Origin of the sequence: Paraburkholderia kirstenboschensis (assembly GCF_904848585.1) — a bacterium.
GTDB lineage: Bacteria > Pseudomonadota > Gammaproteobacteria > Burkholderiales > Burkholderiaceae > Paraburkholderia > Paraburkholderia kirstenboschensis.
On record NZ_CAJHCR010000010.1, the window covers coordinates 119,517 to 146,516 of the forward strand.

At 64.0% G+C, this 27,000-nt stretch carries 17 protein-coding genes and 1 pseudogene; 7 read left to right on the forward strand and 11 right to left on the reverse strand.

Annotation, left to right across the window (positions count from 1 at the left end; translation table 11 throughout):
* Positions 1 to 165: 165 nt before the first annotated feature.
* A complete protein-coding gene (locus JMY24_RS23740; RefSeq protein WP_201703068.1) occupies positions 166 to 1,242 on the reverse strand; it encodes a glycosyltransferase family 4 protein in 1,077 nt (358 codons plus the stop codon).
* A 131-nt stretch (positions 1,243 to 1,373) separates the two neighbouring features.
* Positions 1,374 to 3,167 (reverse strand): lipid A export permease/ATP-binding protein MsbA, encoded by a 1,794-nt coding sequence (gene msbA, locus JMY24_RS23745; RefSeq protein ID WP_128594682.1) that lies wholly within the window; start codon positions 3,165 to 3,167, stop codon positions 1,374 to 1,376.
* 250 nt (positions 3,168 to 3,417) lie between these two features.
* On the opposite strand from msbA, the gene JMY24_RS23750 reads away from it, so the two are divergent.
* The gene (locus JMY24_RS23750) at positions 3,418 to 4,182 is read left to right on the forward strand and encodes a glycosyltransferase family 2 protein (RefSeq protein WP_128594681.1); all 765 of its coding nucleotides are present in this window, start codon (positions 3,418 to 3,420) and stop codon (positions 4,180 to 4,182) included.
* A 44-nt stretch (positions 4,183 to 4,226) separates the two neighbouring features.
* Here JMY24_RS23750 and dnaE read toward each other — a convergent pair whose 3' ends face one another.
* Positions 4,227 to 7,817, reverse strand: coding sequence for a DNA polymerase III subunit alpha (gene dnaE / locus JMY24_RS23755; protein WP_201703024.1), 3,591 nt, complete (start codon positions 7,815 to 7,817; stop codon positions 4,227 to 4,229).
* Between the two features lie 389 nt (positions 7,818 to 8,206).
* Here dnaE and JMY24_RS23760 point away from each other — a divergent pair, with 389 nt between their 5' ends.
* Positions 8,207 to 9,070 carry a sulfurtransferase gene (locus JMY24_RS23760; RefSeq protein WP_128594683.1) on the forward strand — a complete coding sequence of 288 codons (864 nt, stop codon included), beginning with the start codon at positions 8,207 to 8,209 and terminating at the stop codon, positions 9,068 to 9,070.
* Positions 9,071 to 9,090: 20 nt separating this feature from the next.
* Positions 9,091 to 9,987, forward strand: a complete 897-nt coding sequence (gene gluQRS, locus JMY24_RS23765) for a tRNA glutamyl-Q(34) synthetase GluQRS (protein ID WP_128594680.1) — start codon at positions 9,091 to 9,093, stop codon at positions 9,985 to 9,987.
* 119 nt (positions 9,988 to 10,106) lie between these two features.
* On the opposite strand, the gene JMY24_RS23770 is transcribed toward gluQRS, so the two are convergent.
* The 6 genes from JMY24_RS23770 to purT all read right to left on the reverse strand — a co-directional run bounded on the left by JMY24_RS23770 (position 10,107) and on the right by purT (position 17,440).
* Positions 10,107 to 11,567, reverse strand: coding sequence for a DEAD/DEAH box helicase (locus tag JMY24_RS23770; protein ID WP_201703025.1), 1,461 nt, complete (start codon positions 11,565 to 11,567; stop codon positions 10,107 to 10,109).
* 507 nt (positions 11,568 to 12,074) lie between these two features.
* Positions 12,075 to 13,511 (reverse strand): aldehyde dehydrogenase family protein, encoded by a 1,437-nt coding sequence (locus JMY24_RS23775; protein ID WP_128594679.1) that lies wholly within the window; start codon positions 13,509 to 13,511, stop codon positions 12,075 to 12,077.
* A 60-nt stretch (positions 13,512 to 13,571) separates the two neighbouring features.
* Positions 13,572 to 15,224, reverse strand: a complete 1,653-nt coding sequence (locus JMY24_RS23780; RefSeq protein ID WP_128589736.1) for an acetolactate synthase large subunit — start codon at positions 15,222 to 15,224, stop codon at positions 13,572 to 13,574.
* 269 nt (positions 15,225 to 15,493) lie between these two features.
* Positions 15,494 to 15,850 carry an MliC family protein gene (locus JMY24_RS23785; protein ID WP_128594678.1) on the reverse strand — a complete coding sequence of 119 codons (357 nt, stop codon included), beginning with the start codon at positions 15,848 to 15,850 and terminating at the stop codon, positions 15,494 to 15,496.
* 22 nt (positions 15,851 to 15,872) lie between these two features.
* A complete protein-coding gene (locus JMY24_RS23790) occupies positions 15,873 to 16,100 on the reverse strand; it encodes a DUF6726 family protein (RefSeq protein WP_201703069.1) in 228 nt (75 codons plus the stop codon).
* Between the two features lie 116 nt (positions 16,101 to 16,216).
* On the reverse strand, positions 16,217 to 17,440 hold the full coding sequence (purT, locus tag JMY24_RS23795) for a formate-dependent phosphoribosylglycinamide formyltransferase (RefSeq protein WP_128594677.1): 1,224 nt from the start codon (positions 17,438 to 17,440) through the stop codon (positions 16,217 to 16,219).
* 240 nt (positions 17,441 to 17,680) lie between these two features.
* Here purT and JMY24_RS23800 point away from each other — a divergent pair, with 240 nt between their 5' ends.
* The gene (locus JMY24_RS23800) at positions 17,681 to 18,220 is read left to right on the forward strand and encodes an META domain-containing protein (RefSeq protein WP_128594676.1); all 540 of its coding nucleotides are present in this window, start codon (positions 17,681 to 17,683) and stop codon (positions 18,218 to 18,220) included.
* A gap of 163 nt (positions 18,221 to 18,383) precedes the next feature.
* Positions 18,384 to 22,424, forward strand: a pseudogene (locus JMY24_RS39400) (FtsK/SpoIIIE family DNA translocase).
* 188 nt (positions 22,425 to 22,612) lie between these two features.
* On the opposite strand, the gene JMY24_RS23810 reads toward JMY24_RS39400, so the two are convergent.
* On the reverse strand, positions 22,613 to 23,917 hold the full coding sequence (locus tag JMY24_RS23810; RefSeq protein WP_128594673.1) for a lactonase family protein: 1,305 nt from the start codon (positions 23,915 to 23,917) through the stop codon (positions 22,613 to 22,615).
* Between the two features lie 308 nt (positions 23,918 to 24,225).
* Here JMY24_RS23810 and JMY24_RS23815 point away from each other — a divergent pair, with 308 nt between their 5' ends.
* Positions 24,226 to 24,378: a DUF3096 domain-containing protein gene (locus JMY24_RS23815; protein ID WP_007175701.1), complete on the forward strand. Its 153-nt coding sequence runs from the start codon at positions 24,226 to 24,228 to the stop codon at positions 24,376 to 24,378.
* 249 nt (positions 24,379 to 24,627) lie between these two features.
* Here JMY24_RS23815 and JMY24_RS23820 read toward each other — a convergent pair whose 3' ends face one another.
* The gene (locus tag JMY24_RS23820) at positions 24,628 to 24,873 is read right to left on the reverse strand and encodes a hypothetical protein (protein ID WP_128594672.1); all 246 of its coding nucleotides are present in this window, start codon (positions 24,871 to 24,873) and stop codon (positions 24,628 to 24,630) included.
* A 236-nt stretch (positions 24,874 to 25,109) separates the two neighbouring features.
* On the opposite strand from JMY24_RS23820, the gene JMY24_RS23825 reads away from it, so the two are divergent.
* Entirely contained in the window at positions 25,110 to 26,990 is a 1,881-nt protein-coding gene (locus JMY24_RS23825; protein WP_128594671.1) for a glycoside hydrolase family 15 protein, read from the forward strand.
* The last annotated feature ends 10 nt before the right edge of the window (positions 26,991 to 27,000 follow it).

A 27,000-nucleotide genomic window follows, 5' to 3' on the forward strand; every position in this document is an offset into this window, starting at 1 on the left:
CCGGTGAAGTGAAGGGGGTGTTCGGCTTGAATCGAGGTCAAGCTGAATTCAAGCGTTAAATCCAAGCGTCGATATCGCAAAATTATAACATGTGCCCCTCGCGCGAAACGACGCGAGACCGTGCCTGGCGGCCCGGGCACGCCGTCCCACAGAGGGTGGCGAGGCTTAGGAGGCGGGTGCGATCTGCTTCGCCAGGCTCAGCAGCGCATCGACGTGAGCGGACACGCTCGGGTCATAGCGCACCGCTGCGGCGTCGGCGAGTTCCGGCGGCGCGAGGCGCGCGCGTTCGCCCTGCGCCGCGGCCGCTCGCGCCAGCGTTGCTCGCAGGTCGGCGAGGTCGGCGGGCTTGAAGACGAACTTTGCGTGTGAGGCGATGGCATCGCAGCAACCAATGTTCGACGGGAAAATGACCGGCGTGCCGCACATCACCGATTCGATGCCGACGAGGCCGAAGGGCTCGTACGTCGATGCGAGGATAGTGAAATCCGCGGCCTGATAACACTCCGCGAGTTCCTTGACGTAGCCGATGTAGCGCAACCGCCCCGACGTGCGCGCGGGCGGGCGCCCCGCCACGGCCACCACGATCGGCAGCGGCGTGTCCTGCAACGCCGCTTCGATGAGCGGCAAGCCCTTGCGCTCGTGACTGCTGGATGGAAACAGCAGAACGATCTCGTCGTCGGCGAAGCCATATTTGCGCCGCAGGGCGGCGCGAGTGACGGCATCGGTCGGCTTGAAACGTGTTCCGTCGACGGGGGGATACAACACACGGATTTTTGCTTCGTCGACACCGTACAGTCCGCGCAACTCGTCGTGCATGAGTTGTGAATGCGCGACGACGACTTTGGAGCGCGCGTATTGACGCCGCTCGAGTTCGATTTGCCAACCGTCCGAGCGCTTCGGCGCGCGCCCCGTGGCCTGAAGAAAACCAAGATGCGTACCGCCGCAGATGGCAACGTCGGACGAGTCAACGCGGTTGCAACCAATCAGTACGTCGACATGCGCCGCGCGGCGCGCCGAGCGTAGCCGCCACGAAAACCAGCGGTCGCGCAGTTTTCCTGGCAGGAACGACACGTTGATGCGGTGGCGTTCGACCATGCCGCTTTCCTGCAGAGAGGTATCGAAACGGCGCGCAAAGAATGCAAGCTCGACGCCGCGTGCCGCGAAGCCTCGCACGAGGTCCATCGCATAGCGTTCTAGGCCGCCGCTGTGCTGCAATGCGTTGCTGGAAAGTCCAAGTTTCATCATTCAGACAGCGCGCGCGAGCGCCTCGACAAACGTTATCGGAGAAGGCGGGCGCGGTCCGGCAAGACGGACCGCCTGGTTGTAGACCCGAATGGTGGAAGACAGACAGCCGAGGGCCAAGGTCGTGCGCGCTACGCCGCGCTCTGCTGAAACTGGATGCGATGCAGATGCGCATACAGCCCGTTTTGCGCGAGCAACTCGCGGTGGCTGCCGCTTTCGGCGATTCGCCCCGCCTCCAACACCAGAATCCGGTTAGCGCGCTCGATGGTCGACAGACGGTGCGCGATGACGAGCGTCGTGCGGCCCTTCATCAGTGTTTCGAGCGCGGCCTGCACGTGGCGCTCGGACTCCGAATCCAGCGCCGAGGTTGCTTCGTCGAGAATCAGGATGGGCGCGTCTTTGTAGATGGCACGCGCGATGGCGAGACGTTGCCGCTGGCCGCCGGACAGCATCATGCCGTTGTCGCCCACGAGCGTGTCTATGCCGTTGGGCATGGCCTCGACCGTGTCCCACAAGTTGGCCGCGCGCAGCGCCGCGTTGACCTTGTCGCGATCGGCGCTCTGGCCGTAGGCGACGTTGTTGGCCACCGTGTCGTTGAAGAGCACGACGTCCTGGCTCACCATCGCGATCTGGCTGCGCAGCGCGTGCAGGTCGTAGTCGCCAATCGGAACTCCGTCGACCAGAATCTCGCCGCCGGTCGGATCGAAAAAGCGCGGCAGCAGATTCACCAATGTAGTCTTGCCGCTGCCCGACGGGCCCGCAAGCGCCACCATTTCGCCGGGCGCAACCTTGAACGACACATGGTCGAGTGTGTGGCGGTTATGCGTGGCGTTGGTGCTGTACATGAACGAGACGTTGCGGAACTCTACTTCGCCGCGCGCGCGTTCGAGCGGTTTGCCGCCGCCCGCAGGCTCTGCCGGCTCGTCGATCAGACCGAAGATCAGTTCGGCCGCCGTCATGCCGCGCTGTAGCGGCTGGTTCACGTCCATCAGATGCTTGAGCGGCGAGATGATCAGCAGCATCGACGTGACGAATGCGACAAAGCCGCCAACCGTGGTCTGATCCGACGACGACTGCACCACCGCGATCGTAATCACGACGGCGAGCGCGATCGACGCCAGGAACTGCGTCAACGGTTGAGCAAGCCCTCCCGACACGGTCATGCGCATTGCATAGCCGCGCAGGCGCTTGCTCATGGACGCAAAGCGGTCCATTTCGTACTTTTCGCCGTTATGTACCTTGACGACCTTGTAGCCGCCTACCGTCTCCTCGACGATATACGACAGCTCGTTGGTGAGAAGCTGATGCTCGCGGTTCAGACGCCGCAGCCGGCGGTTGATCTTGCCGACCAACCAGCCGATGCCCGGCAGCAGTACCGCCACGATCAGCGTCAGACGCCAGTTCAGATAAAACAGATAGCCGAGCAGGAAGATCACAGTGAGCGAGTCGCGCACCAGCGTCACCATCACGCCCAACAGCACGTTGAGAATCTGGTTGACCTCGAAGACGATCGCGTTGATCACCGTGCTCGCGGTTTCGCGCTGAAAAAACGCGACGCTCGTATGAATCATGCGGTCGAACATTCTCAGGCGCAGTTCGAGCAGGATCTTGTTGGATACGTACGCGAGCAGGTAGCCGGACGCATATTGCGACACACCGCGGATCAGCGCGAGGCCGATCACGGCGGCCGGTACGAACCATTTCGCGTTGTCGCTCGCATGCGCGCCAAAGCCTTTGTCCAGCAGCGGTTTGAGCAACGCGGGGATGGCCGCGTCGGTGCCCGCGCTCACGGCCATTGCGACGATCGCCCCGATGATCACCCACAAGAGCGGCTTGATGAACGGCCACAGGCGGCGGAAAACGACGGCAGGCGACGACGCCTCACCTGCACCGATGGGTTTGCTTAACGTTGGCTTCGCGCTCAAGGAATCCTCTGGGAATGCGGTACGAGATTCGCGCTGGCAACCGGCCGCCCGCCGCGCGAAGATCGAAAAGGAGCATTGTAAACGGTTGGAGTTGACGGCCGGCTGACGTTTTGGCGCGAAGATCGCCGGTTAGCGAAGGATCGGACAGGCTGTGTATACTTCCGCGACCCGCTGCACTCCATCGCGCTCTTTTGCGCAATCTGTTCGGTCATTCCGCCTCCAGCCCATTCCGCGATCAGGCAATTCAGGTATGCAAGAAACCACCCTCGGCGTCGCCATCATCACCAAAAACGCGGCGGCGCGGCTGGCCGAATGCCTGCAGTCCGTGGCCTTTGCCGACCAGATCGTCGTGATCGACGGCGGCAGCACCGACGGCACTGCTGAAATCGCGCGGACACACGGCGCCCAGGTGATCGAACAAACCGACTGGCCAGGGTTCGGCCCGCAAAAGAACCGCGCGGTGGACGCGCTCACCACCACATGGATTTTCTCGCTCGACGCCGACGAAATCGTTTCGCCGGAACTCGCGGCCGCGATCCGCGCAGCGCTCGCGGCACCGACCGCCGACGTTTATGCAATAGACCGTCTGTCGAGTTTTTGCGGGCACTGGATCCACCACAGCGGCTGGTATCCGGACTGGATTCCACGTCTTTTCAAACGCGGCGCCGCGCGTTTTTCCGACGATCTCGTTCACGAACGTCTGGTGTTCGATACACCGGCCCAACGCCTGACCGGCAAGCTGATGCACTACTCGTACGAAAACTTCGAGGGCGTATTACGCAAGCTCGACGCATACTCGACCGCCGGCGCGCTGCAGCGTCACGCGGCGGGTCAACGCGGCAGCTTCGGTAAGGCGCTTGGCCGCGGCGCCTGGGCGTTCGTGCGAACCTACCTGTTGCGCCGCGGTTTTCTGGACGGCCGCGCCGGTTTTATGATCGCCGTGTTCAATGCCGAAACGGTGTACTACCGGTTCCTCAAACTCGCGAGGCTCGGAGAAGAGCAGCGCTCACGGTAGCGTTCGCGGCGGCACCCGCGACGGCGCCCGCAGCGGCGCCCGCATCAATAGACAATCTCGATCGCGCTGCCGGCAAACTGGCCGCGCAGGTCTGCGAGCAGTTCGTCGGTCGGCTTCACGCGCCAGGCGTCGCCCAGACGCATTTCGCCCTCTGCATTCTCGCTGCGGTACACCACCTGAACGGCGAGCCCGTTCGGGATCTGGACGGGCTGACGCTGCCGCCCATTGTCGCCGCCGTAGCCGCCACCAAATCCGCCGCCTCCGTTCCGTCCACCGCCATTGCCGCCGCGCGATGAAGCCGGCGGCGCCGGCACTGCCTGCGGCTCGTCTTTACCCGCGCTATGCGCCTCGAGAACACGCCGCAACGCCAACGCGTCCGCGTTGCCGTTCATCTGCACTTTCACGGCCTCGGCATAGCGGCAACGCGCGCGGCCCAGATCCATGACCGTGTCGACCGTGAAGCGGATGCCGCCCGTGAACGCGTCGTTGCGCGCCTGGCCCTGCACGACGAGCAACTCGTCTTCCTTGAACAGTTGCTTGTTCGCTTCGAACGTCTCGTTGAAGACCGTCACTTCGCATTGACCGGTGCCGTCGTCGAGAAGCGCGATCAACATCTTGCCGCGCTGGGTCATCTGCGTGCGCAGCGACGCGATGATGCCGGCGACCAGCTTGTCGCGCCCTTCTTTCAGCTCGCCGATTTTCTGGCGCACGAAGCGGCGCACTTCGTTCTTGTACGCGTCGAACAGATGGCCCGACAGGTAGAAGCCGAGCGCGGCCTTCTCTTCCTGCAACTTTTTCTTTTCGGGCCACTCCGGTTCGTCCACCAGTTCGTGGCCTTGCGACGGCGCGTCGCCCATGTCGAAGAGGCCGGCTTGCAGCGCATTCGCGCTCGCCTGCTCGGCGGCTTCCATGGCAAGCGAAACCGACGCGATAAGTTGCGCGCGGTTCTGATGCAAGGTGTCGAACGCGCCCGCACGAATCAGCGCTTCGACCGTGCGGCGATTGACGACGCGACGGTCGATCCGGTTGCAGAAATCGAAGATGTCGATAAACGGACCGTCTTCGCGCGCGCGCAGGATTTCTTCGATCGCATTCTGGCCGCTGCCCTTGATCGCACCGAGGCCATAGCGGATGGTCCTGGAGCGCTTGCCGTCCGCCTCCGCGACCGGCTCGAAACGATACGCCGACAGATTGATGTCCGGCGGCAGCACGGTCATCTTGTTGGCGAGACAGTCTTCGAACAGGATCTTGACCTTGTCCGTGTCGTCCATGGCGAGCGACATATTCGCCGCCATGAATTCCGCCGGGTGGTGCGCTTTCAGCCACGCGGTGTAATACGCGAGGAGCGCATACGCAGCCGCGTGCGACTTGTTGAAGCCGTAACCCGCGAACTTCTCCATCAAGTCGAAGATTTCGTCGGCCTTCTCACCGGTCAGCCCGTTCTTCGCGGCGCCCTGGCGGAACAGCTCGCGATGCTGGGCCATTTCCTCGGCCTTCTTCTTACCCATCGCGCGACGCAGCAAGTCAGCGCCGCCGAGCGAGTAGCCACCGATGATCTGCGCCATCTGCATCACCTGCTCCTGGTAGACCATGATGCCGTAGGTCTCTTTCAGAACAGGTTCGACGCGCGGGTCGGGATATTCGACCACTTCGCGGCCATGCTTACGCGCGCAGAAGCTCGGGATCAGGTCCATCGGGCCCGGACGGTACAACGCGACGAGCGCGATGATGTCCTCGAAGCGGTCGGGCTGCGCGTCTTTCAGCATGCCCTGCATGCCGCGGCTTTCCAGCTGGAACACGGCGACCGTATTCGCTTTCTTCAGGATCGAGAACGACGCCGGATCGTCGAGCGGCACTTGCCCGAGCGACCAGTCTTTTTTCGACGGATCGAGACGGCGGATATAACGCTCGGCCCAATCCAGAATGGTCAGCGTGGTGAGACCCAGAAAGTCGAACTTCACGAGGCCGACAGCTTCGACGTCGTCCTTGTCGTACTGGCTCACGACGCCGCTTTCGTCGCCCTGCGTGTAGAGCGGGCAGAAATCGGTCAGCTTGCCGGGCGCGATCAGCACGCCGCCCGCGTGCATGCCGACGTTGCGCGTGAGGCCTTCCACGCGTTGCGCGAGTTCGAGCAGCTGATGCACTTCGTCTTCGTTGTCGAAGCGCTCCTGCAGGAGCGGCTCTTCCTTCATCGCGTCGGCAATCGTGACGTGCTTGCCCGGCTTGAACGGAATCAGCTTTGCGATGCCGTCTGTGAACATGTACCCGAGATCGAGCACGCGGCCGATGTCGCGCACCGCCGCCTTCGCGGCCATCGTGCCGAACGTCGCGATCTGCGACACAGCGTCTGCGCCGTATTTCTCCTTCACGTACTGGATCACGCGGTCGCGGCCATGCTGGCAGAAGTCGATGTCGAAGTCGGGCATCGATACTCGTTCCGGGTTCAGGAAACGCTCGAACAGCAGGTTGTAGCGCAGCGGATCGAGGTCGGTCACGCCGAGCGCATAGGCGACGAGCGAGCCCGCGCCCGAGCCGCGGCCGGGGCCGACGGGCACACCATTGTTCTTCGCCCAGTTGATGAAGTCCGCGACGATCAGGAAGTAGCCCGGAAAGCCCATCTTGATGATCGTGCCGCACTCGAATTCGAGCCGCTGGTAATACGTGTCGCGCTGCGCGGCGCGCTCCGCTTCATCCGGGAACAACTGTTCGAGACGCTTTTCCAGCCCTTCTTTCGACAGATGCACGAGGTAGTCGTCGAGCGACATGCCGTCGGGCGTCGGAAAGAGCGGGAGCTTCGGCTTGCCCAGTTCGAGCGTGAGATTGCAGCGCTTGGCAATTTCGACCGTATTGGCGAGCGCCGACGGAATATCCGCGAAGCGCGCGGCCATCTCCGCTTGCGAGCGGAAATACTGCTCGGGCGTGAAGCGCTTCTGACGGCGCGGATTGGCGAGAATGTCGCCTTCCGAAATGCACACACGCGCTTCGTGCGCGGTAAAGTCGTCGGGCGTCATGAACTGCATGGGGTGCGTGGCGACCACCGGCAGTTTCAACGAAGCCGCGAGCGCGACCGCCTGCTGGACATACTGCTCGCCGCCCGGCTGACCGCAACGCTGCAACTCGATATAGAAGCCGCCCGGAAAGACCTTTGCCCAATGCAGCGCGTTGCGCTTTGCCGCTTCCTGATTGCCTGCGGCAAGCGCGAGTCCGACGTCACCGTGCTGCGCCCCCGACAATGCGAGCAAGCCCTCGCCCAGGCCGGATTCGAGCCAGCCAGCCTCGACTTCCGCGCGACCGCGATACTGGTTCGTGACGGAAGCCTTGCTCAGCAACTCGCACAGGTTCAGATAGCCGCGCCGGTCTTTCACCAGCAGCAGCAGGCGCGAAGGTTTGTCGCGGTCGTCCGGATTGGTGATCCAGACGTCGCAGCCGGCAATGGGTTTGACCCCTTTGCCGCGCGCTTCCTTATAGAAACGGACGAGGCCGAACGCGTTGCCGAGATCGGTGAGGGCGAGCGCGCCCTGACCGTCCTGGGCAGCCGCCTTGACGACGTCGTCAAGACGCACGATGCCGTCGGCAATCGAGAATTCGGAGTGGACGCGGAGATGAACGAAGCGGGGATCTGACATGGGCGACATTGTAACTCCACCCTCCCGTAGATTTCAGCGCAAAACCCCGCGTTAGCCATCCGGCGTAGGACGCTGACTCGGCAGCGCGGTGCATTGGCGCTTTCAGGACTTTTGCGAGCTTTCTATGGCCTTGTACGGACACGATGCGAGCAAGTTCGCAGGCCATTTGCGCTAACGCAACTGACTGGCTATTCGGCCGAGTCGGGGAAAGCGCCGGCTTGAGGGATAATATGGGTTTCGCCGCGTTCGACGTGGCTGCGGCGCCGGGCTTCGGGCTTCGGGCTTCGGGCTTCGGGCTTCGGGCTTCGGGCCTCCCAGCTTCTCCGCACGCGACCACCCGACAGCAGCACACCGCGCCCGTCACGCACGACGCCGCCACTTATTACCGCTGGACATTCATGAGTATCGTCAATCTCGCCGCGTACCATTTCGCGACCATCGAAGACACCGCCGCATGGCGCCCGCACGTCACGGAGCGCTGCAACGCGCTCGAACTGCGCGGCACTATTCTGCTGGCTCCGGAAGGCATCAACCTGTTCGTCGCGGGCTCGCGCGAGAACACCGACGCGTTCATCCACTACATCCGTCACGATCCGCTCTTCGAGGGCAAGTTCGCGAGCCTGCAATTCAAGGAAAGCCTGTCGGAGAAGCAGCCGTTCACGCGCATGCTGGTGAAGCTCAAGCGCGAAATCATCACGATGAAAAAGCCGGCCATTCGTCCGGAGTTGGGCCGCGCGCCGTTCGTCGACGCGCCCACGCTGAAAGCCTGGCTCGACCGCGGCTACGACGACGAGGGCCGCCCGGTCGTCATGCTCGACACGCGCAACGCATTCGAAGTGGACGTCGGCACGTTCGATAACGCCCTCGACTATCGCATTACGAAATTCAGCGAGTTTCCGGAAGTCATCGAGCAGAACCGCGCCGACCTGGAAGGCAAGACCGTCGTGTCGTTCTGCACGGGCGGGATTCGCTGCGAGAAGGCCGCGATCCACATGAAGGAAGTGGGTATCGAGCACGTGTATCAGCTCGAAGGCGGCATCCTCAAGTATTTCGAGGAAGTGGGCGGCGCGCATTATCGCGGCGACTGCTTCGTGTTCGACTACCGCACTGCGCTAAATCCGCAACTCGAGCCCACCGCAACCGCGCAATGCTTCGGCTGCCGCGCGGTCGTCACGCCTGAAGCGCAAAAGTCGCCTATGTACGTGCCGGGCAAGACGTGTCCAGCTTGCCATCCGGACAGCAAGGCGGCTCGCGCTGCCTAAGCGGCGGTGCTTCCCGATTTATGAACTATCGCGGTCGCTTCGCGCCCTCGCCTACCGGTCCGCTGCATTTCGGCTCGCTGGTGAGCGCGCTCGCAAGCTGGCTCGACGCCCGGGCGCATCACGGCGCATGGCTCGTTCGCATTGAAGATATCGACGGACCGCGCACCGTGCCGGGTGCCGCGCAAGACATCCTCGCCACGCTCGAACGCTTCGGGATGCGCGCCGACGAGCCGCCCGTCTGGCAAAGCACGCGCATCGCGCATTATCAGCAGGCCTTCGAACAGTTGAAGGCGGCGGGCCTCGTCTATCCGTGCGGCTGCACGCGCAAGGAAATCGCCGACTCGCTGCTGCACGCACATACGCGCAACACAACGCTCGCCTATCCGGGCACTTGTCGCAACGGACTGCACGGCAAGCCGGCGCGCGCGTGGCGCCTGCGCGTGCCGGACGACGACGCGGCCGTGATCGCCTTCGAAGATCGCTGGCAGGGCAAGCAGACGCAGAATCTCGCCACCGAGGTCGGCGATTTCGTGTTGAGACGAGCGGACGACCAGTGGGCGTATCAACTGGCGGTAGTAGTCGACGACGCCGACGCGGACATCACGCACATTGTGCGGGGCGAAGATCTGATGGATTCGACGGCAAGGCAGATTTACTTACAGCGATGCCTCGGCTTGCCAACGCCACGCTACTTGCATGTGCCTGTGGTGACAAACCAGTACGGTGAAAAGCTCAGCAAACAGAATGGAGCGAGCGCGCTCGACTGCGATAAGCCGCTCGAAGCGCTGAGCGCTGCCGCGCGGCATCTGGGATTGGATCTGGATGGTGACGCAAGCGCCAAAGCCTACACGACGCTGGACGATTTCTACACCGCGGCGACCGCGGCGTGGTCGGAGCGCATGCGCTTGGCGATATGACCTGGCGCTGCATGCAAGGCCCGAGCCCGGCATTCACATGAGCGCTGCACAGCAATCTTCTCCGGTTCAATCACGCGCCGGGCGCCGCAACAGCGCCAACCTAGAAACCGGCCGCGACTTTACGACGACTTGCGCGGCATGCCAAAGCCGCCTAGCAACGCGGCAAGCGGCTGCTTCGAAGACGACTTCTGCGGCGCCGATCCGGCAGCCTCGGCCTCTTCGCCCTTGCGAACCGAAGCAGGCGAAGGCTCATAAGGCTTCAGGAAGAAGTCGTCCACAGGCTGCGCGCGATGATGATGCGGCCGGTCGAACGAACCCGACGGCGCGCCCGCGCGGCGGCGACTGCCCCGCTCGTCACGGCCCTCGCTGCGCTCACGCCGCGGTGCGCGTTCTTCGTGATGATGGCGCACGGGCGTATCGACGGTCAGACGCAGGACTTCCAGCGGACGCTTGATCAGCTTCTCGATATCCGCGAGTTGCTTGCGCTCGTTCGGGCTGCACAGCGACAAAGCGTCGCCGGAAGCGCCCGCGCGGCCCGTGCGGCCGATACGGTGCACATAGTCTTCCGCGTTGAACGGCAAATCGAAGTTGATCACCGCCGGCAGTTCGGCGATATCCAGACCGCGGGCGGCGACGTCGGTGGCAACCAGCGCCTCGATCTCGCCTCGCTTGAACGCATCGAGCGCCTGCATACGCTCGTTTTGCGAGCGATCGCCGTGAATCGCCGTCGCCACCACGCCGTCACGTTCCAGACTGCGCGCGAGACGGCTCGCGCCGATCTTGCTATTGCAGAACACGATTACCTGTTTCAGGCCACGCTCGCGGATCAGCTGAACCACCGCGCCGGTCTTGTCGCCCTCAGCCACTTCATAGACGATCTGCGTGACGTTGGTCGCGGTCGAGTTGCTGCGCGCCACTTCGATAGTCTGCGGATTGCGCAGGTACGTGGCAGCCAGCTTCTTGATTTCGCCCGAGAACGTGGCCGAAAACAGCAGCGTCTGACGCTCTTTCGGCAGCAAATTCAGAATGCGCTGCAAGTCCGGCAGGAAGCCCATGTCGAGCATCCGGTCCGCTTCGTCGAGCACGAGGATTTGCACCTGGCCCAGGTTGGCGGTTTTCTGTTGAACGTGGTCGAGCAGGCGGCCCGGCGTGGCGATCAGAATTTCGACGCCGCGGCGCAACTGCTCGGACTGCGGGTTCATGTCCACGCCGCCGAATACCACCGCGCTGCGCAGCGCCGTGTGCTTGGCATACGACTGAACGTTCGCGGCGACCTGATCGGCCAGCTCGCGGGTCGGCGTGAGAATCAGCGCGCGCACCGGATGGCGGGCAGGCGAAGCGCTCGTGCTGGCCTGCGGCAACAGGCGCTGGATGATCGGCAGCGAGAAGCTTGCGGTCTTGCCGGTGCCGGTTTGCGCGGCGCCCATGACGTCGCGGCCTGCCAGCACGACAGGAATCGCCTGCTCCTGAATCGGCGTGGGCGTGGTGTAGCCCGATTCCTTGACCGCTTTCAGGATGTCGGGTGCGAGACCGAATTGATCAAAGGTCGCAGTGCTGGGGGTGACGGCTGTGTCGGACATGGTGGCTTTCGCTAAAAATGCGCTTGGCGCGTGCGCGCGGCAGCGGTCGGAACCGCAGAAGGCATCAGGATGAAGGCGGAGCCACGGCGTTCCGCACGGGACCCGTCGTTGCGGGAAAGGATGCGGCCGGCTCCGGCCGGCGGAAACACCCGCCGGAAAGGCCGGTATTGTAGCACTTCAGCAAAAACACTCATGGCGCAGGCGCTGGCTTTCTGCTTACGCGGCGAAAGCCAGGCGCCGCGTCTCGGCGCGCCCGCGTGGCGCCTCGCTCGGCGAGCGTAGTGCGTTGAAACGACAGTTGCATGACAGAGCGGAAAAGCGGTTTTGCGAGGCGGCGTTGCTGTAGTGGCCGCACGTCCACGCGAACGCTGCGCCGAGCAGCCCCTTGCCGCCCGCCGCTATCGCGGTTCATTTCACCGCCTTGGGAAATCGCGTGCATTGCCGCTACGCGCCGCCCGTGAAACTTCGCAAACCGCCACTACACGCCGCGTCGACAAATCTCGCGCCTCACCAGGTCTCGCGCATCACCATCAGACGCAGTTCGGTCATGTCTTCGATCGCATAACGCACGCCCTCGCGCCCGAGCCCCGAGTCCTTCACGCCGCCGTACGGCATGTTGTCGACGCGGAACGACGGCACGTCGTTGATCACCACGCCGCCCACTTCGAGTTCGTCCCACGCGCGATGCGCATGCGCAAGCGAATCAGTGAACACGCCCGCCTGCAGGCCGAAGTCGCTGTCGTTGACGGTCGCGAGCGCGGCGCCGAAGTCGTCGAAACGCTCGAGAATGGCGACCGGCCCGAATGCTTCCTTGCGATACAGGTCGGTGTCGCGCTTAACGCCTTCGAGCAGCGTGGCCTCGAACATCGCGCCGTCCACCTTGCCGCCCGCGACGATCTTCGCGCCCGCCTGCACTGCGCTCTCCATCCAGCCGGCGAGCCGCTTCGATTCCGATTCGGAAATCATCGGCCCGACGAAGGTCTTTTCGTCCTTCGGGTCGCCCATCACGAGCGACCTGGTTTTGGCGATCAGCTTCTCGCGCAGCGCATCGTAGATGCTTGCGTGCACCAGAATCCGCTGCACGCCGATACAGCTTTGCCCCGACTGGTAGAACGCGCCGAACGCGAGCCGGTCGACGACATAGTCGAGCTTGCCGCCCTGATCGCCGTCCACGATCGCTGCCGCGTTGCCGCCCAGCTCCAGAATCACTTTCTTCTTGCCTGCTTTTTTCTTCAGTTCCCAGCCCACCGCCGGCGAGCCCGTGAACGACAGCAGCTTGAAGCGTTCGTCAGTCGTAAAGAGATCGGCGCCGTCGCGATGCGCGGGAAGAATCGAAAAGGCGCCCTTCGGCAAGTCGGTTTCCGCGAGAATTTCGCCCATGATCAGCGCACCGACCGGCGTGCGGCTCGCCGGCTTCAGCACGAACGGCACGCCTGCGGCGATAGCGGGCGCGACCTTGTGCGCGGTGAGGTTCAGCGGGAAATTGAACGGCGAGATAAACGAACACGGACCGATCGGCACACGCTTCACATAGCCGTGGTAACGGTTGGCGCGCGGCGAAATCTGCAGGTTGACGATCTCGCCGTCGATCCGCACGGCTTCCTCGGCCGCTACCTTAAACGTGTCGATCAGGCGCGTGACCTCGCCCTTCGAGTCGTTGATCGGCTTGCCTGCCTCGATGCACAGCGCGAGCGCCAGTTCGTCGTAGCGTTCACGAAAGCGCTTCACGCAATGCTCGAGCACCGCCTGGCGCTTGAACGGGGCGAACGCACGCATTGCGGGCATAGCGTCGACTGCGAAGCCGATTGCCTTGTCGATTGCGGCCGCGTCGGCCATTGCGACACGCGTTGCAACTTCGTCGCTGAATTTGTCGGTGACTTCGAGATCCGTGTTCGCCGCCACTGCTTCGTTCGCGAGGTAGTACGGGTAAGTCTTGTTCAACATGACGCATTCTCCTTCCGATAGGTCACAGCGACAGCGCGGCGCCAAAGCAGCCCGCGCCGCTCACAGTTGCGCGGAGAGCCGCTTGATCTCGCGGTTCAGCACGCGCTCGTTATCCGAATAGTCGATGGGCACGTCGATCACATGCACGCCCGGCGTGGCAAAACATTCGCGCAGCAGCGGCGCAAAATCCGCCGCGGCTTCGATCCGATGTCCCTTGGCGCCATAGCTCTGCGCGTACGCGACGAAGTCCGGATTCGCAAGCGTCATGCCGTAATCGGGGAAGTTCATGTTCTCCTGCTTCCAGCGAATCATGCCGAACGCGTCGTCGCGCACAATCAGGATCACCAGATCGAGCTTCAGCCGCACGGCCGTTTCCAGTTCCTGCGAATTCATCATGAAACCGCCGTCGCCGCACACGGCCATGACCTTGCGGTCCGGGTGCACGATCTTGGTGGCGATCGCGGACGGCAAGCCGGCGCCCATCGAAGCAAGCGCATTGTCGAGCAGCAGCGAATTAGGTTCGTGCGCACGGTAGTAGCGCGCGAACCAGATCTTGTACATGCCGTTGTCCAGGCACACGATGCCGTCCACCGGCGTGGTCTCGTACACGTCGTTGACGAGACGCACCGGGTACATCGGAAAGCGGTCGTCGTGCTGGCCTTTCACCAGATGCGCCTCGAAGTGCTCCTTGATCTCCTTGAAGCGCGTGAAGTCCCAGTGTTCCTGGCGCTCCTTCAGGCTCTCCTTCAACTGCCACACCGCATTGGCGATGTCGCCGACCACCTCGATCTGCGGGAAATACACGGTATCGACTTCCGCGCCGAGGAAGTTGACGTGAATCACCGTTTTCTCGCCGGCCTCGCCGCTGCGCATGAAGAACGGCGGCTTCTCGATCACGTCGTGCCCGACGTTGATGATGCAGTCGGCGTGATCGATCGCGCGGTGCACGAAGTCGCCGTCGGACAAGGTGGCGTTGCCGAGCCACATCGGATGCGATTCGTCGATCACGCCCTTGCCCATCTGAGTGGTGAAGAACGGAATGCCGATCTGGTCGACGAACTCGCGCAGCATCTTAGTCGTGGTCTTGCGGTTGCCTCCCGCGCCGATCATCAGCAACGGATGCTTCGCTTTCGTGATTGCTTCAACGGCTCGCGCGACCGCTTTTTCCTCGGCGACGGGACGCCGGCTGTAGCTCTTGGGAATCGGCTTGCCGTCGCCCTCTTCGTGCGCGACGTCTTCGGGCAACTCGAGATGCGTGGCGCCGGGGCGCTCTTCCTCGGCCTGCCTGACGGCCTCGCGCACCGCGGCCGGAATATTGGCGATGGACACGATCTGGCGTGTGTACTTGGTGAGCGGCTCCATCATCCGCACGACATCGACAATCTGGAAATGGCCCTGCTTGCTTGACTTGATCGGCTTCTGGCCGGTGACCATCAGCATTGGCATGCCGCCCAGCTGCGCGTAGGCCGCCGCCGTCACGAAGTTGGTCGCGCCCGGGCCAAGCGTCGCGAGACACACGCCGGTGCGGCCCGTGAGACGTCCGTAGGTCGCGGCCATGAAGCCCGCTGCCTGTTCATGACGCGTGAGGATCAAGCGGATTCTGGAGCGGCGCAGCGATTCGAGCAGATCAAGATTTTCTTCACCGGGGATGCCGAACACATACTCGACACCTTCGGCTTCCAGCGATTTGACGAACAGGTCCGATGCTTTCATGGAAGGTCTCGCTTGATAGTACGGACGCGGGCGCAAAGCCTGGCCGTGGGTGAGCGGAAACGGACGATCGGAGACGCAGGGCGACCGCAGGGACGGCAACGGCGGCAACCGTCACGACGACACGCGCAATGCCACGCCGGACAGCTTACTACTCGGGAGGAAATGATGCGCGCACGGGGACACTGCAGCGCGAGAGAACCAACGGGCGACGGCTTCGGCCGGCCGCTTGATGCTATGAGCCGGGATTCCGGCAAGGCTTCAGCCGGCGTTCAGCGATTGAGGGTGATGCAGTCGGACAGAACCGGCGGCGCGTCCTCGCCGGCCGTGGCGTCGTAGAGATCGGCGCGCGGACCCTTGGTCCACCATGTATAACTGCCGGCCTGATACTTCACGCCGGACGCCGCGATCGTATTGACGAACAGCAGTTGCTTGCCTTTAACGGGCACGAGCGCGAAGCTCTGGCCGTTGGCCGTATTCCAGTAGGTGACGTGCAGGATCCTGCCGGTCGCGCAAGTGTACTTACGCGTTTGACGATTTTTCGCCTGAACGTCTTCGAGATGCAAGGGCGCGGCAAACGCATAACCACACATTGCCGCGAGGCTCACTGCAACCAGCCTTTTCTTCATTGGATGCCCCGGTCGTTGCTGATCAAGGGTCGATGACTTCGGCGCAGGCGTCGGTCGGCGCGGCGGCCACGTGCCCGACCACCGGCACGATCTTCAGACCGGCCGACGCAATGCGGCACGGTGCGGCGGCAAGCCCGCAGCCCGTCAATGCTGCGCAGAGCGCGAACGACACGCCGAGAGCGCCGATACGGACGGCCACGCCGCGCCGCGTTGCACCGCGCGACACGTTGCTGCGGGATTCCTGCGACATACCTACCTTGGCTTCAATGAGCCCGCCATCCATTCGTGGGCTCCAAACAATCAGGCTGCGAAAGGCTGAGAAAGGCTGCAAACGCGCCGGGCTGGCCGGCACGCGCGCAAAGCGCGTCATTGCGCAGACTTTCCCGACACCGGGCGCACCGCAGCCGCGGCCTCTTTCGCGCGCGAGCGTGCCTCGTCGATGTTGCCGCCGGTTGCTAGTGCCACGCCCATGCGGCGCTTGACGAAGCTCTCCGGCTTGCCGAAAAGCCGCAGGTCCGCATTCGGCACGGCGAGCGCCGCGGCAACGCCTTCGAAGGCGATGCCCGCTTCGTCGAGCCCGCCGTAAATCACCGCCGACGCACCCGGCGCGCGCAACGACGTATCTACCGGCAAGCCGAGGATCGCGCGCGCATGCAGTTCGAATTCCGAAAAACGTTGCGAGCACAGCGTGACGAGTCCCGTGTCGTGCGGACGCGGACTCACTTCCGAGAACCATACGTCATCGCCGCGGACGAAAAGTTCCACGCCGAAGAGGCCACGCCCGCCGAGCGCGGCCGTCACCTTGTGCGCGACTTCACGCGAACGTTCGAGCGCGAGCGGGCTCATGGGTTGCGGCTGCCACGATTCGACGTAGTCGCCCGCCACCTGCACATGACCGATCGGATCGCAGAAGTACGTGGCGACTTCCCCATTCGACGGATCGACGGCGCGCACGGTCAACTGCGTGATCTCGTATTCGAAGTCGATAAAACCTTCGACGATCACGCGGCCGCGATTCACACGGCCGCCGGCCATTGCATACTGCCAGGCGGGTTCGACGTCGGCGTCGCTTTTCAGCACCGATTGCCCCTTGCCCGACGACGACATGACCGGCTTCACCACGCACGGATAACCGACCTTGGCGATGCCCGCCCGCAACTCCTCGAGCGAATCGGCGAACGCGTACGGCGAGGTGGGCAAGCCAAGCTCTTCGGCGGCAAGACGGCGGATGCCTTCGCGGTTCATCGTAAGCTGCGTGGCGCGCGCGGTCGGGATCACCTCGGCAAGACCGTCGCTTTCGATAACGGCGAGCGCGTCGGTTGCGATTGCCTCGATTTCCGGGACGATCAGATGCGGGCGCTCCTGCTCCACGAGCGCTCGCAGCGCGGCCCCGTCGGTCATGTCGATCACGTGCGCGCGGTGCGCGACCTGATGGCCCGGCGCGTTCGGATAACGGTCGACGGCAATCACCTCGACGCCCAGCCGCTGCAGCGCGATGATCACTTCCTTGCCGAGTTCGCCGGCGCCGAGCAGCATGACGCGCGTGGCGGATTCAGAAAGGGGCGTGCCGATCCGTTGGCCGATCTGCATGGGGTCTCCAGATAAAAGTCGGATGAGGGTGGGATTGGGTAGAGCACGATGTTAACATGCGGACCCCTCGCCGCGCCTTGCTCGCGGCGGCCGCTTCTTGTGCACGTGGTAAGCGCAAAGAGCTGCCGCGCGCTCATCGGGACTGCGGCGCTGTGAGGGCGCTGTCGCAAACTGCGTGAGCGCGCGGCGCACCGAGTGCGTTACCCTTACGCCTTTGCCAGTTTGAAGAGGAACGACGCCATGCATCCAAGCTTCTCCACGCGACGTGTTGCGCGCATTGCTCCATTTGCGCGCACGGTCTTCGCCGCGTTGAGCGTCGCGGCGCTGCTCGGCGCCTGCGCGATTCCGAAACATCCGGATGCGGAAGCACCCGCACCCGACCCGTTCAACCCCGCCGCCACTCAATTGCTCGACGACACGAGCTGGGTTCTCACCGGATGGAAGCAGCCGGACGGCACGGCCCGCACCATTCCGTTCGCGAATCTCGGCGCGCCGATCACGCTCACGCTTTCGACCGCGACGGGCCAGCGCCACGCGAGCGGCTTTTCCGGCTGCAACCGCTATATGGGTTCGTACTCGCTGAAAGACGGCAAGCTGAGTTTCGGCACGCTGGGCGGCACGCGCATGGCTTGCGCGACGCCGGGCGGGCAAATCGAGAGCACCTACCTGAGCGCGCTTACGCACATCGAACGGACCGGCGTGCAGATGCGCGAGCCGCAGCAAATGCAGCTGGTGCTCGATAACGGCGATACGCTGGTGTTCGAGCGCAGCCCCAAGTAGCACAAGTAGCAGTAGCGCGGGCGGCGTGCGGATTGTCCGGCGCGCCGCCCGGTTTGCACGAGGACGCAGGCATACTTGTGTCCGCCTTCGGAGCCCTCGGGCTTCACCGGTTTAAACTCGACGGATTGCGTTTCCCTCAATCCGTCATTTGTCGATGTCCAGTATGCACACGGTAGTTTTCGGCTGGTTCGGCGGGTCGGCCGTCTGGTTCATTCCTCTCATATGGCGGCTCGTCAAGTCGATGCTGCCGGGCGGCGCGGGTTTGCGCGGCCCCGGCACGATCAGGCTGTGGCTCGGCTTCGTCTGCGTGATGCTGGCGAGCTGCACGCTGGAGGCGTCGCTGATCGGCGTGGCCGGCACGAACGCGATCGGCCATGCGCTCGCGGCGGGCTTCGGCCATCTGCTCGGGCATATCGGCACGCCGCTCGCGGCGCTCGCGCTGCTGGTCGTCAGCCTGCCCTGGCTGATCGGTTTTCACTGGCGCGAGTTTCTCGCGTGGGCCGACGGCGCGTTCGGCCTCGGCCTCGCCTCGCGCGGTCTCGCAAGGCGTGACGATGAGGCGCGCCGCCATCGCATCGACGACGGCGCGGCGCCGCACATATCCAGTTCCATGAACACGATGGCGCCCAAAAGCAAAGGGCGTTATTCGCGGCCGACTGTTTGGCGACCGCCTGTCAAAGGGCGCGCTGCGGGTGGCGCAGGGGCCGCAGGTGTCGGCGTTGCGGGTGCGGGCGCCGCTGGATCGGCCGCTGGCAGGGACGCGGCAACGCGCGCGGCTGGCGAAGGCTGGCGAGCCGGGCGAGTTGCGCCGCGCAGCCGGACTTCGCAAGCTGAGCCAGTCTTGCGTACCGGTAGCGCGAATCCGGCGCGGCACGTAACGGCACAGACGCCGATGCATGGATCGGCTGCGGGCAAATCAACATGGGCGCCGACGGAGCCGGTCGCGCCGGCTGGATGGCTGCGCGAGTCCACGTCGCAGCCGCGTTCATCTACTGCGAGCCCGGCGGCTACAAACGGGGTCGGTGATAACGGTTCGCCGGGCACGGGCCGCCCGGCTCGTGACCCGCGAGGCGGCGGATCGTTGGGAATCGGCGCCAGTGTGGCGGGAGTGGCCGCCGGTGTACAAGGCGCTGATGCCCACGCTGCGCGTCTCGCAGCGGGCACGGCCGTGGGTCCGCGCGGGGCTGCGGGTACGACGCCGCCGAGCGGATCCGTCGATGGGCGCACCGCGCTCAACCATGCTTCCACGCCGTCCAATCGCGCGGCATCGCCGGCGCAAGCGCTGCCATCGGCCTCGCGCACCCAGGATGTCGCTGCGGTTTCGGGCACGCGTCGTCCGTTGTCGCCCGCGCCGAGCTTCACGCGGCCCTTGCCCGCAACTCAGAAGGTCACGCCGCCTGCCAGCGTCCAGGAGACGCTGCGCAGCATCGCGGAGAACGCCGCCCGCTGGACGGATATCGCCGGCGTCAGCCTCGCGCGAAGCACCGGCGCGGAAGGTGCGAAGATCGCGGATGCGAACATTCCGCCGTCGGGTTCGAGCGGCACTGCAAGCGGGGAGATTGCCCGCGACGGCAACTTCGAGCCGCCTTCACTCGCAGATCGAGCAGAGGCTAACGATGTCGCAAGATCAGCGGCGAGCGATGCGTCGGCACCCGGGGCCCTCAACGCCGATGAAACACCGGCTGAGCGGCCCGTTGAAATGCAGCCTCGAATGTCAGTGGAAGAAACTGCACTAGAAGCGCCGCATGAAACGCCGGTTGACGCGCACGCTCATACGCTGCTGACGGAATCCGAAGCGCCGGCTGCGAGCAGTACGGTCCCGGTCGTGCAATGGCCGATTGAGCCGCCTGTCATTCAAGCGCCGCATACCTTGTCGACTGAACTCGCAACGCCGTCGACGCCGGCGATCGCGCTCGCAGCGGGATTGATATCGACGGTCGCCCCAACACTGCAGGTTGCCGCACCACCCGTCACTCGCACGCCGTTCGGCATCTTTGCAACCCGGCTGCAGGAGACGGACGCGCCGTCGCAGACGCCGCCTTGGGAAGAAGACCTGCCTTCATCGGCGCAACAGCCCGATGGCAGCCCGGACAGCCCCGCTAGCGCGGCCACGCATGCAAGTCAGCACCGCGACGCGCAAGACGAAGACCCCGCTACGCCGCTTGCGATCCGGCCGGTGTTGACCGCTCCGGACATTGCGCCCGACAGCGCTCCGGTCAACGTTCCACAGCTTCCGCACGCCGCAAGCACAAGCACAGACACAACAGGTACGAGCGCAAGCACGGCACGGCCGACATACGCACCCACTGCCGACGCGCTAACGTCCCCTACCCTCGCGAATCCAGCGGCCACGTCAGCCGGACCAGGCACTGCGCCTGTGACCGATACAGCCGTCGCGCCGGAGCAAAGCGTCGCGGCGACGGTATCGTCCAACGTGGTTCGTTTCCCGGGCTTCGTGATCCAGGCGCCGCCGGCAACGCACGGCCAGGCGCAACGGTATCCGCATCCGCACGATGAGGAGAGCTTCAGCGCGCCCCCGACCGCACCAGCGATCTAGGCTCCCGCTGTGGACGCCACTTTTTCGGCGCCGCCCTCTTCACCCCCGGCCGCATCGAACGCCGTGCACGAACCGGTCCCCGCGGCCGAACCGCCCGTGCAGCGCGCGCCGCTGCGCGGCCACAGCCCGGCCAACGGCTTCGAATTCCACGCGCCGGCCGCGTCGATGGTCGAACTGCCCACGCTCGATCTGCTTGCGCCCGCCGATACCGACGTCGAGCCCGTCTCCGAGGAAAAGCTCATCGAGACCGGTCTGCTCATCGAACAGCGCCTGCAGGAATTCAAGGTGCCGGTGACGGTGGTCGGCGCATCGGCGGGTCCCGTCATCACGCGTTTCGAAGTCGAACCGGCGCTCGGCGTGCGCGGCAGTCAGATCGTCGGACTGATGAAGGACCTGTCGCGCGGTCTCGGACTCACTTCGATCCGCGTCGTCGAAACGATTCCCGGCAAGACGTGCATGGGCCTCGAATTGCCGAACGCGAAGCGCCAGACGATCCGCCTGTCCGAGATTCTCGAAGCGAGCGTCTACCAGAACTCGCATTCGCAATTGACGCTTGCGATGGGCAAGGACATTACGGGCCATCCGGTGGTCGCCGATCTCGCGAAAGCGCCGCACATGCTGGTTGCGGGCACGACGGGCTCGGGCAAGTCGGTCGCGATCAACGCGATGATCTGCTCGCTGCTCTACAAGGCGACGCCCGAGGAAGTGCGCCTCATCATGATCGACCCGAAAATGCTGGAACTGTCGGTCTACGAAGGCATTCCGCATCTGCTCGCGCCTGTCGTCACCGACATGAAGCTCGCGGCCAACGCGCTCAACTGGTGCGTCGGCGAAATGGAAAAGCGCTACCGCCTGATGTCCGCGGTCGGCGTGCGCAACCTCGCGGGCTTCAACCAGAAAATTCGCGACACAGAAGCGAAGGGCAAGAAGCTGGGCAATCCGTTTTCACTGACGCCGGAGGCGCCCGAGCCGCTCGCGCCTCTGCCGCTGATCGTCGTGGTAATCGACGAGCTCGCCGACCTCATGATGGTGGCCGGCAAGAAGATCGAGGAACTGATCGCGCGGCTTGCGCAAAAAGCGCGCGCAGCCGGCATCCACTTGATTCTCGCAACGCAGCGCCCTTCGGTGGACGTGATCACCGGGCTTATCAAGGCGAACATTCCGACACGCGTCGCGTTCCAGGTATCGTCGAAAATCGACTCGCGCACGATTCTCGACCAGATGGGCGCGGAGTCGCTGCTCGGCCAGGGCGACATGCTGTTCCTGCCGCCAGGCACGGGCTACCCGCAGCGCGTGCACGGCGCGTTCGTCGCGGACGAGGAAGTGCATGCGATCGTCGAGTATCTGAAGCAGTTCGGCGAGCCGCAATACGAGGAAGGCATTCTCGACGGCCCCGCGACCGACGGCGGAGCGGCGCAGGACCTGTTCGGCGACTCGCCGGATGCAGAAGCCGATCCGCTCTACGACGAAGCCGTTGCGTTCGTCGTCCGCACGCGGCGCGCGTCGATCTCATCGGTGCAGCGGCAATTGCGCATCGGCTATAACCGCGCGGCGCGTCTTGTCGAACAGATGGAAACCGCCGGGCTCGTCTCGGCCATGGGTATCAACGGCAGCCGTGAAGTGCTCGCGCCCGGGCCTGCGGAATAAGCCTGTCACACGGGCAGTTCCCCGTCGCCGACGCCTCGAATACGCGTCACGAGGCGAACCACGCCAGCCACAAAACAACGGGCCGCTTGAAGCGGCCCGTTGTTCATGCAGCATGCAGCGTACAGCGCGCGTACTCGCACGCATGATTCAGTCGTTCGCTCACACGTGGACAGACGCGGACACCTTCCTCACGACGGCGACACGAGCTTGAAGTCGACCGGCGAGCCGATCTCGATACGCTTCGGGTTCGCTTCGAGCAAGCCGCTCTGCTGGTCGCGCTTGAATACATAGACCGTGTCGCTGTTCTGATTGCCGACAATCAGCCATTTGCCCGTGGGGTCGATCGCAAATTCGCGCGGCGACTTCCCGAGACTCGATTGATGACCGATCTTTTTCAGATGTCCGTTCGTCGGATCGACGGAGAAGATCACGATCTCGTTCGCGTCGCCGCGATTGGTCGCGTACAGGAACCGCCCGTCCGGCGACAGATGGATCGCCGCAGCTCCGACCGCGCCTTTGAAGCCGGGCTCCGTTAGCGAGACTGTCTGGACCTGCGTGAGCTTGCCGTCGTCGTAATCGAAGATGCTGACGGTGGCGGCGAGCTCGCTCGTCAGGTACGCATGCTTGCCATCGGCGCCGAAAACCAGATGCCGGGGGCCCGTGCCCGGCTTCTCCTGGGTATAACGCCAGTCGGTGGGACCGAACAGGCCGCGGCTGCCGTCGGGCGTGTAGCGGTATGAATAGAGCTTGTCGGCACCGAGATCCTGCGCGAACAGATAACGTCCGTCCGGCGAAAAGACAGTGGAGTGCACGTGCGAGTTGTCCTGGCGCCCTTTCACCGGGCCGCCGCCTTCATGGTGCACGGTCAGCACAGACACGCCGAGCTGGCCGTCCGCCTGCACCGGAAACACCGCGAAGCTGCCGCCCGGGTCGGCCGCGACCGAATAGTTCGCGGTCAGCAGATATTTGCCATCCGGTGAGAGACTCAGGTAGCACGGATCGTTGCCGCCGGCAGAAACCTTGTTGAGGAAGCTCAACTGGCCGCTCGTGGCGTCGAAGCGAAACGCGCTGATGCCGCCGCGCTGGCTGGCTGGTCCGTTGTCGCCAGGCAGTTCGTTGACGGCATAGACGAACCGACGGTCGCGGCTCACCACCAGATACGACGGGTTGACCGTCTGCGCGACCGAGACGCGCGTCGCGTCGCCAGTCTTCGTGTCGAAGCGATAGACATACAAGCCCTCGCTCTTGCCGCCGGTATAGGTGCCGACCAGCATGTCATAGACGCCGTCGCCGGGAACCGGTCCGGCCTCCTGGGCAAACGCGGGCGAAGCGACAATCGAGACCATGAGCGCGAAACCTTTTATGATCGAGCCGGCGGAGAGCATGGGAGCCCATGTGCGCGCGCGCCGTGAAAGGGAGCCCGCATCGGAATACGAAGAAGGCTGAGTAACACCTGGAGCGGCGCGCACTGCGGCCCGGTGACGACGAAGCATATGACCTCCTCTACATCGGTTATTTGCATGCATTGGTTGTAATGGCGTCTCTGGTCTGCCGCGCGGCGGGTCGAGCGTTGTTCTCGTCGAGCAAGTATAAAAGCGTTGCAACGGATGATGCAGAGAAGCAGGCCGTATGAACCCGTAGGCGGGTGGTCAATCGGGTAGCGGATTGTTTCGGGACTGGAGTGCTGCAGCGGCAGGCGCTGCGTCGACAGCCGCTGTATCGACAGCCGCTGCGTTGTTAGCAATTGTCCCGCCTGGGCGGGATCTTTTTTAATCGCGTCTCACCACACTACGGAGTATTCATGAACGTCACACTCAGCCTGGGCCCGCTGGTTTCGTTGATCGCCGGCATTCTGATTCTCGTGATGCCGCGGCTGTTGAACTATATCGTCGCGCTCTATCTGATCATCATCGGGATCATTGGGATTTTTGGCGTGGGGTCCTCGCATTTCTGAGCGCGGCAGCCGGGCGCAAGACGGCCCGGCTTATCTCCATGCGCAGTAGATGGGCGGTCGGTATAAGAGCACTGTCACAGGCGACAGTGCACGACGTGCGCGAACGCATAGGAGCGCACACAAGCGCGCACGCCGGGACACGCCCGCGCCGGTCATTGCCGCAGGCTGCCAATAGATGTCAGGCGATCACGCGCCGCGCCGTATCCGGATAACGCCCGATGCGAATCGCTTGCGTGCTATACGCTGGCGTCAGCCGTTCGAAAGCTGGTCCAGACGCCAGCGCCCCTGCAGCGACAGCGCGCCGACGGCATAATGGCCGTCACCTTCCTGATAACGGCGGAAGCAGGCTCGTTCGATCAGAAAGCTCGCGGCGGTCTGCATGCCGTTGAGGCTCAGGCCAAGGCGGCTGTGATCGAGAGGCAACATTGAATCGTCCGCGAGCTGGCTCGCGGCGGAGAGAATCGTGATGCAGTCGGATTTTGACGGATTCAGCATGGCTTTCGTCCTCGAAACGGCGTGTGCATGCGCGATGGGCAAGCCGGTTCGCAAATCACGAAGATTTCCGCACCGACCAGATTACCGATTGTAGGCATAGGTTTGACATTTACCAACCCGCGTTTTGCCGCATTGCCGATGAAGCCCAAAAGCCACCAGCGAGTCCGGAAAGAACAACGAACAGGTGCGGCCAGTTGTGCGGCATCTGCTATCCAAACGCACTGATACGCACCCTCATGCCCGCACCCATCGAAGACTATGCGCTCATCGGCGACGGCCACACCGCCGCGCTCATCTCCCGCGAAGGTTCCGTCGACTGGCTTTGCTGGCCGCGTTTTGACTCCGGAGCATGCTTCGCCGCGCTGCTTGGCACGCCGGACAACGGCCGCTGGCTGATTTGCCCCGATTCCGACGCGCCCGTGAAAATCACCCGCCGTTATCGGGGCGAAACGCTGATACTCGAAACCGACTTCGAAACGCCCGAAGGCGCGGTCACGCTCGTGGATTTCATGCCGCCGGGCAACGGCTGGTCGGAGATGGTGCGTATCGTCGTCGGCAAACGCGGCACCGTGCGCATGAAGATGGAACTCGTGCTGCGCTTCGACTACGGTTTCTCGATTCCGTGGGTCGCCCGCCTGAAGAACGAGAGCGGCATCCGCGCGATCGCCGGCCCGGATAACGCGGTGCTGCGCACGCCCGTGGAACTGGTCGGCGAGAACATGAAAACGGTGGCGGCATTCACCGTCAAGGAAGGCGAGCGTGTACCCTTCGCGCTCGCCTATGCCGCCTCGCATCTGCGGCTTCCGCCAGCGCGCGATCCGCACACGGCGCTCGCGCGCACCGAGAACCACTGGCTCGAATGGTCGGCGCGCGGCACCATCCAGGGCAGATGGGCCGAGCCGATCCGCCGCTCGCTGATCACGCTGCGGGCGCTCGCCTACGAGCCGACCGGCGGAATCGTCGCCGCGCCCACCACATCGCTGCCTGAACAGTTGGGCGGCACACGCAACTGGGACTACCGCTACTGCTGGCTGCGCGACGCGACGATCACGCTGCTCGCGCTGATGCGCGGCGGCTATTACGACGAAGCGCGCGCATGGCGCAGCTGGCTCGGCCGGGTCACGGCCGGGGCGCCCGACCAGTTGCAGATCATGTACGGGATCGCGGGAGAGCGGCGCCTGCCGGAGTTCGAGATCGACTGGCTGCCAGGCTATCAGGGCGCGAAGCCCGTGCGGATCGGCAATAACGCGGTGGGGCAGCTGCAGCTGGACGTGTATGGCGAGGTGATGAACGCGCTGCATCTGGCGCGCATCGGCGGCTTGCAGGCAGACGACACCGCGTGGAACGTGCAATGCGCACTGCTGCGCCACCTGACCACGATCTGGCAGCAACCCGACGAGGGCATCTGGGAGACGCGCGGCGGGCGCCAGCATTTCACTTTCTCGAAGGTCATGGCGTGGGTTGCGTTCGACCGCGCGCTTGCATCGGCGGAAATGTTCAAGCTCGAAGGCCCGCTCGACGAATGGCGCGCGACCCGCGCGCAGATTCACGCGGAAGTCTGCGAGAAGGCATGGAATTCATCGCGCAACGCGTTTGTGCAGGCGTACGGCAGCGACCAACTGGACGCGAGCGTGCTGCTCATGCCGCTCGTCGGCTTCCTGCCGCCGCATGATCCGCGAATGAAGGGCACGGTGGACGCGATTGAACGCGACCTGATGCACGACGGCTTCGTGATGCGCTACCGCACGACCGAATTCGACGACGGCCTTCCGCCCGGGGAAGGCACGTTTCTGGCTTGTTCGTTCTGGATGGTGGACAACCTGGCGCTGCAAGGCCGCCTCGACGAAGCGATCGCCATGTACGAACGGCTGCTCGGACTATGCAACGACGTTGGGCTGCTCGCGGAGGAATACGACCCGTCCGCGAAACGCCTGGTCGGCAATTTCCCGCAGGCGTTCTCGCATGTGTCGCTCGTCAACACCGGCCTGAACTTGATGAAACATGAACAGGCGATGGCGCGGGCCACGGGCCATCCGTCTCATAACGGCACGCACCAGGCGGAACTTGATGCTGCTGCAAGCCCGGATAGCGGCACGGCAACATCGCCAGTAGCATGATTCAATGACA

Coding starts and splice junctions, on each gene's coding strand:
- JMY24_RS23785 (WP_128594678.1), bottom strand. CDS start 15,850: ATGAAGAAAAGGCTGGTTGCAGTGAGCCTCGCGGCAATGTGTGGTTAT.
- JMY24_RS23750 (WP_128594681.1), top strand. CDS start 3,418: ATGCAAGAAACCACCCTCGGCGTCGCCATCATCACCAAAAACGCGGCG.
- purT (WP_128594677.1), bottom strand. CDS start 17,440: ATGCAGATCGGCCAACGGATCGGCACGCCCCTTTCTGAATCCGCCACG.
- JMY24_RS23780 (WP_128589736.1), bottom strand. CDS start 15,224: ATGAAAGCATCGGACCTGTTCGTCAAATCGCTGGAAGCCGAAGGTGTC.
- JMY24_RS23790 (WP_201703069.1), bottom strand. CDS start 16,100: ATGTCGCAGGAATCCCGCAGCAACGTGTCGCGCGGTGCAACGCGGCGC.
- JMY24_RS23810 (WP_128594673.1), bottom strand. CDS start 23,917: ATGCTTCGTCGTCACCGGGCCGCAGTGCGCGCCGCTCCAGGTGTTACT.
- JMY24_RS23800 (WP_128594676.1), top strand. CDS start 17,681: ATGCATCCAAGCTTCTCCACGCGACGTGTTGCGCGCATTGCTCCATTT.
- JMY24_RS23770 (WP_201703025.1), bottom strand. CDS start 11,567: ATGTCCGACACAGCCGTCACCCCCAGCACTGCGACCTTTGATCAATTC.
- JMY24_RS23760 (WP_128594683.1), top strand. CDS start 8,207: ATGAGTATCGTCAATCTCGCCGCGTACCATTTCGCGACCATCGAAGAC.
- gluQRS (WP_128594680.1), top strand. CDS start 9,091: ATGAACTATCGCGGTCGCTTCGCGCCCTCGCCTACCGGTCCGCTGCAT.
- JMY24_RS23775 (WP_128594679.1), bottom strand. CDS start 13,511: ATGTTGAACAAGACTTACCCGTACTACCTCGCGAACGAAGCAGTGGCG.
- JMY24_RS23740 (WP_201703068.1), bottom strand. CDS start 1,242: ATGAAACTTGGACTTTCCAGCAACGCATTGCAGCACAGCGGCGGCCTA.
- JMY24_RS23820 (WP_128594672.1), bottom strand. CDS start 24,873: ATGCTGAATCCGTCAAAATCCGACTGCATCACGATTCTCTCCGCCGCG.
- JMY24_RS23825 (WP_128594671.1), top strand. CDS start 25,110: ATGCCCGCACCCATCGAAGACTATGCGCTCATCGGCGACGGCCACACC.
- JMY24_RS23815 (WP_007175701.1), top strand. CDS start 24,226: ATGAACGTCACACTCAGCCTGGGCCCGCTGGTTTCGTTGATCGCCGGC.
- dnaE (WP_201703024.1), bottom strand. CDS start 7,817: ATGTCGCCCATGTCAGATCCCCGCTTCGTTCATCTCCGCGTCCACTCC.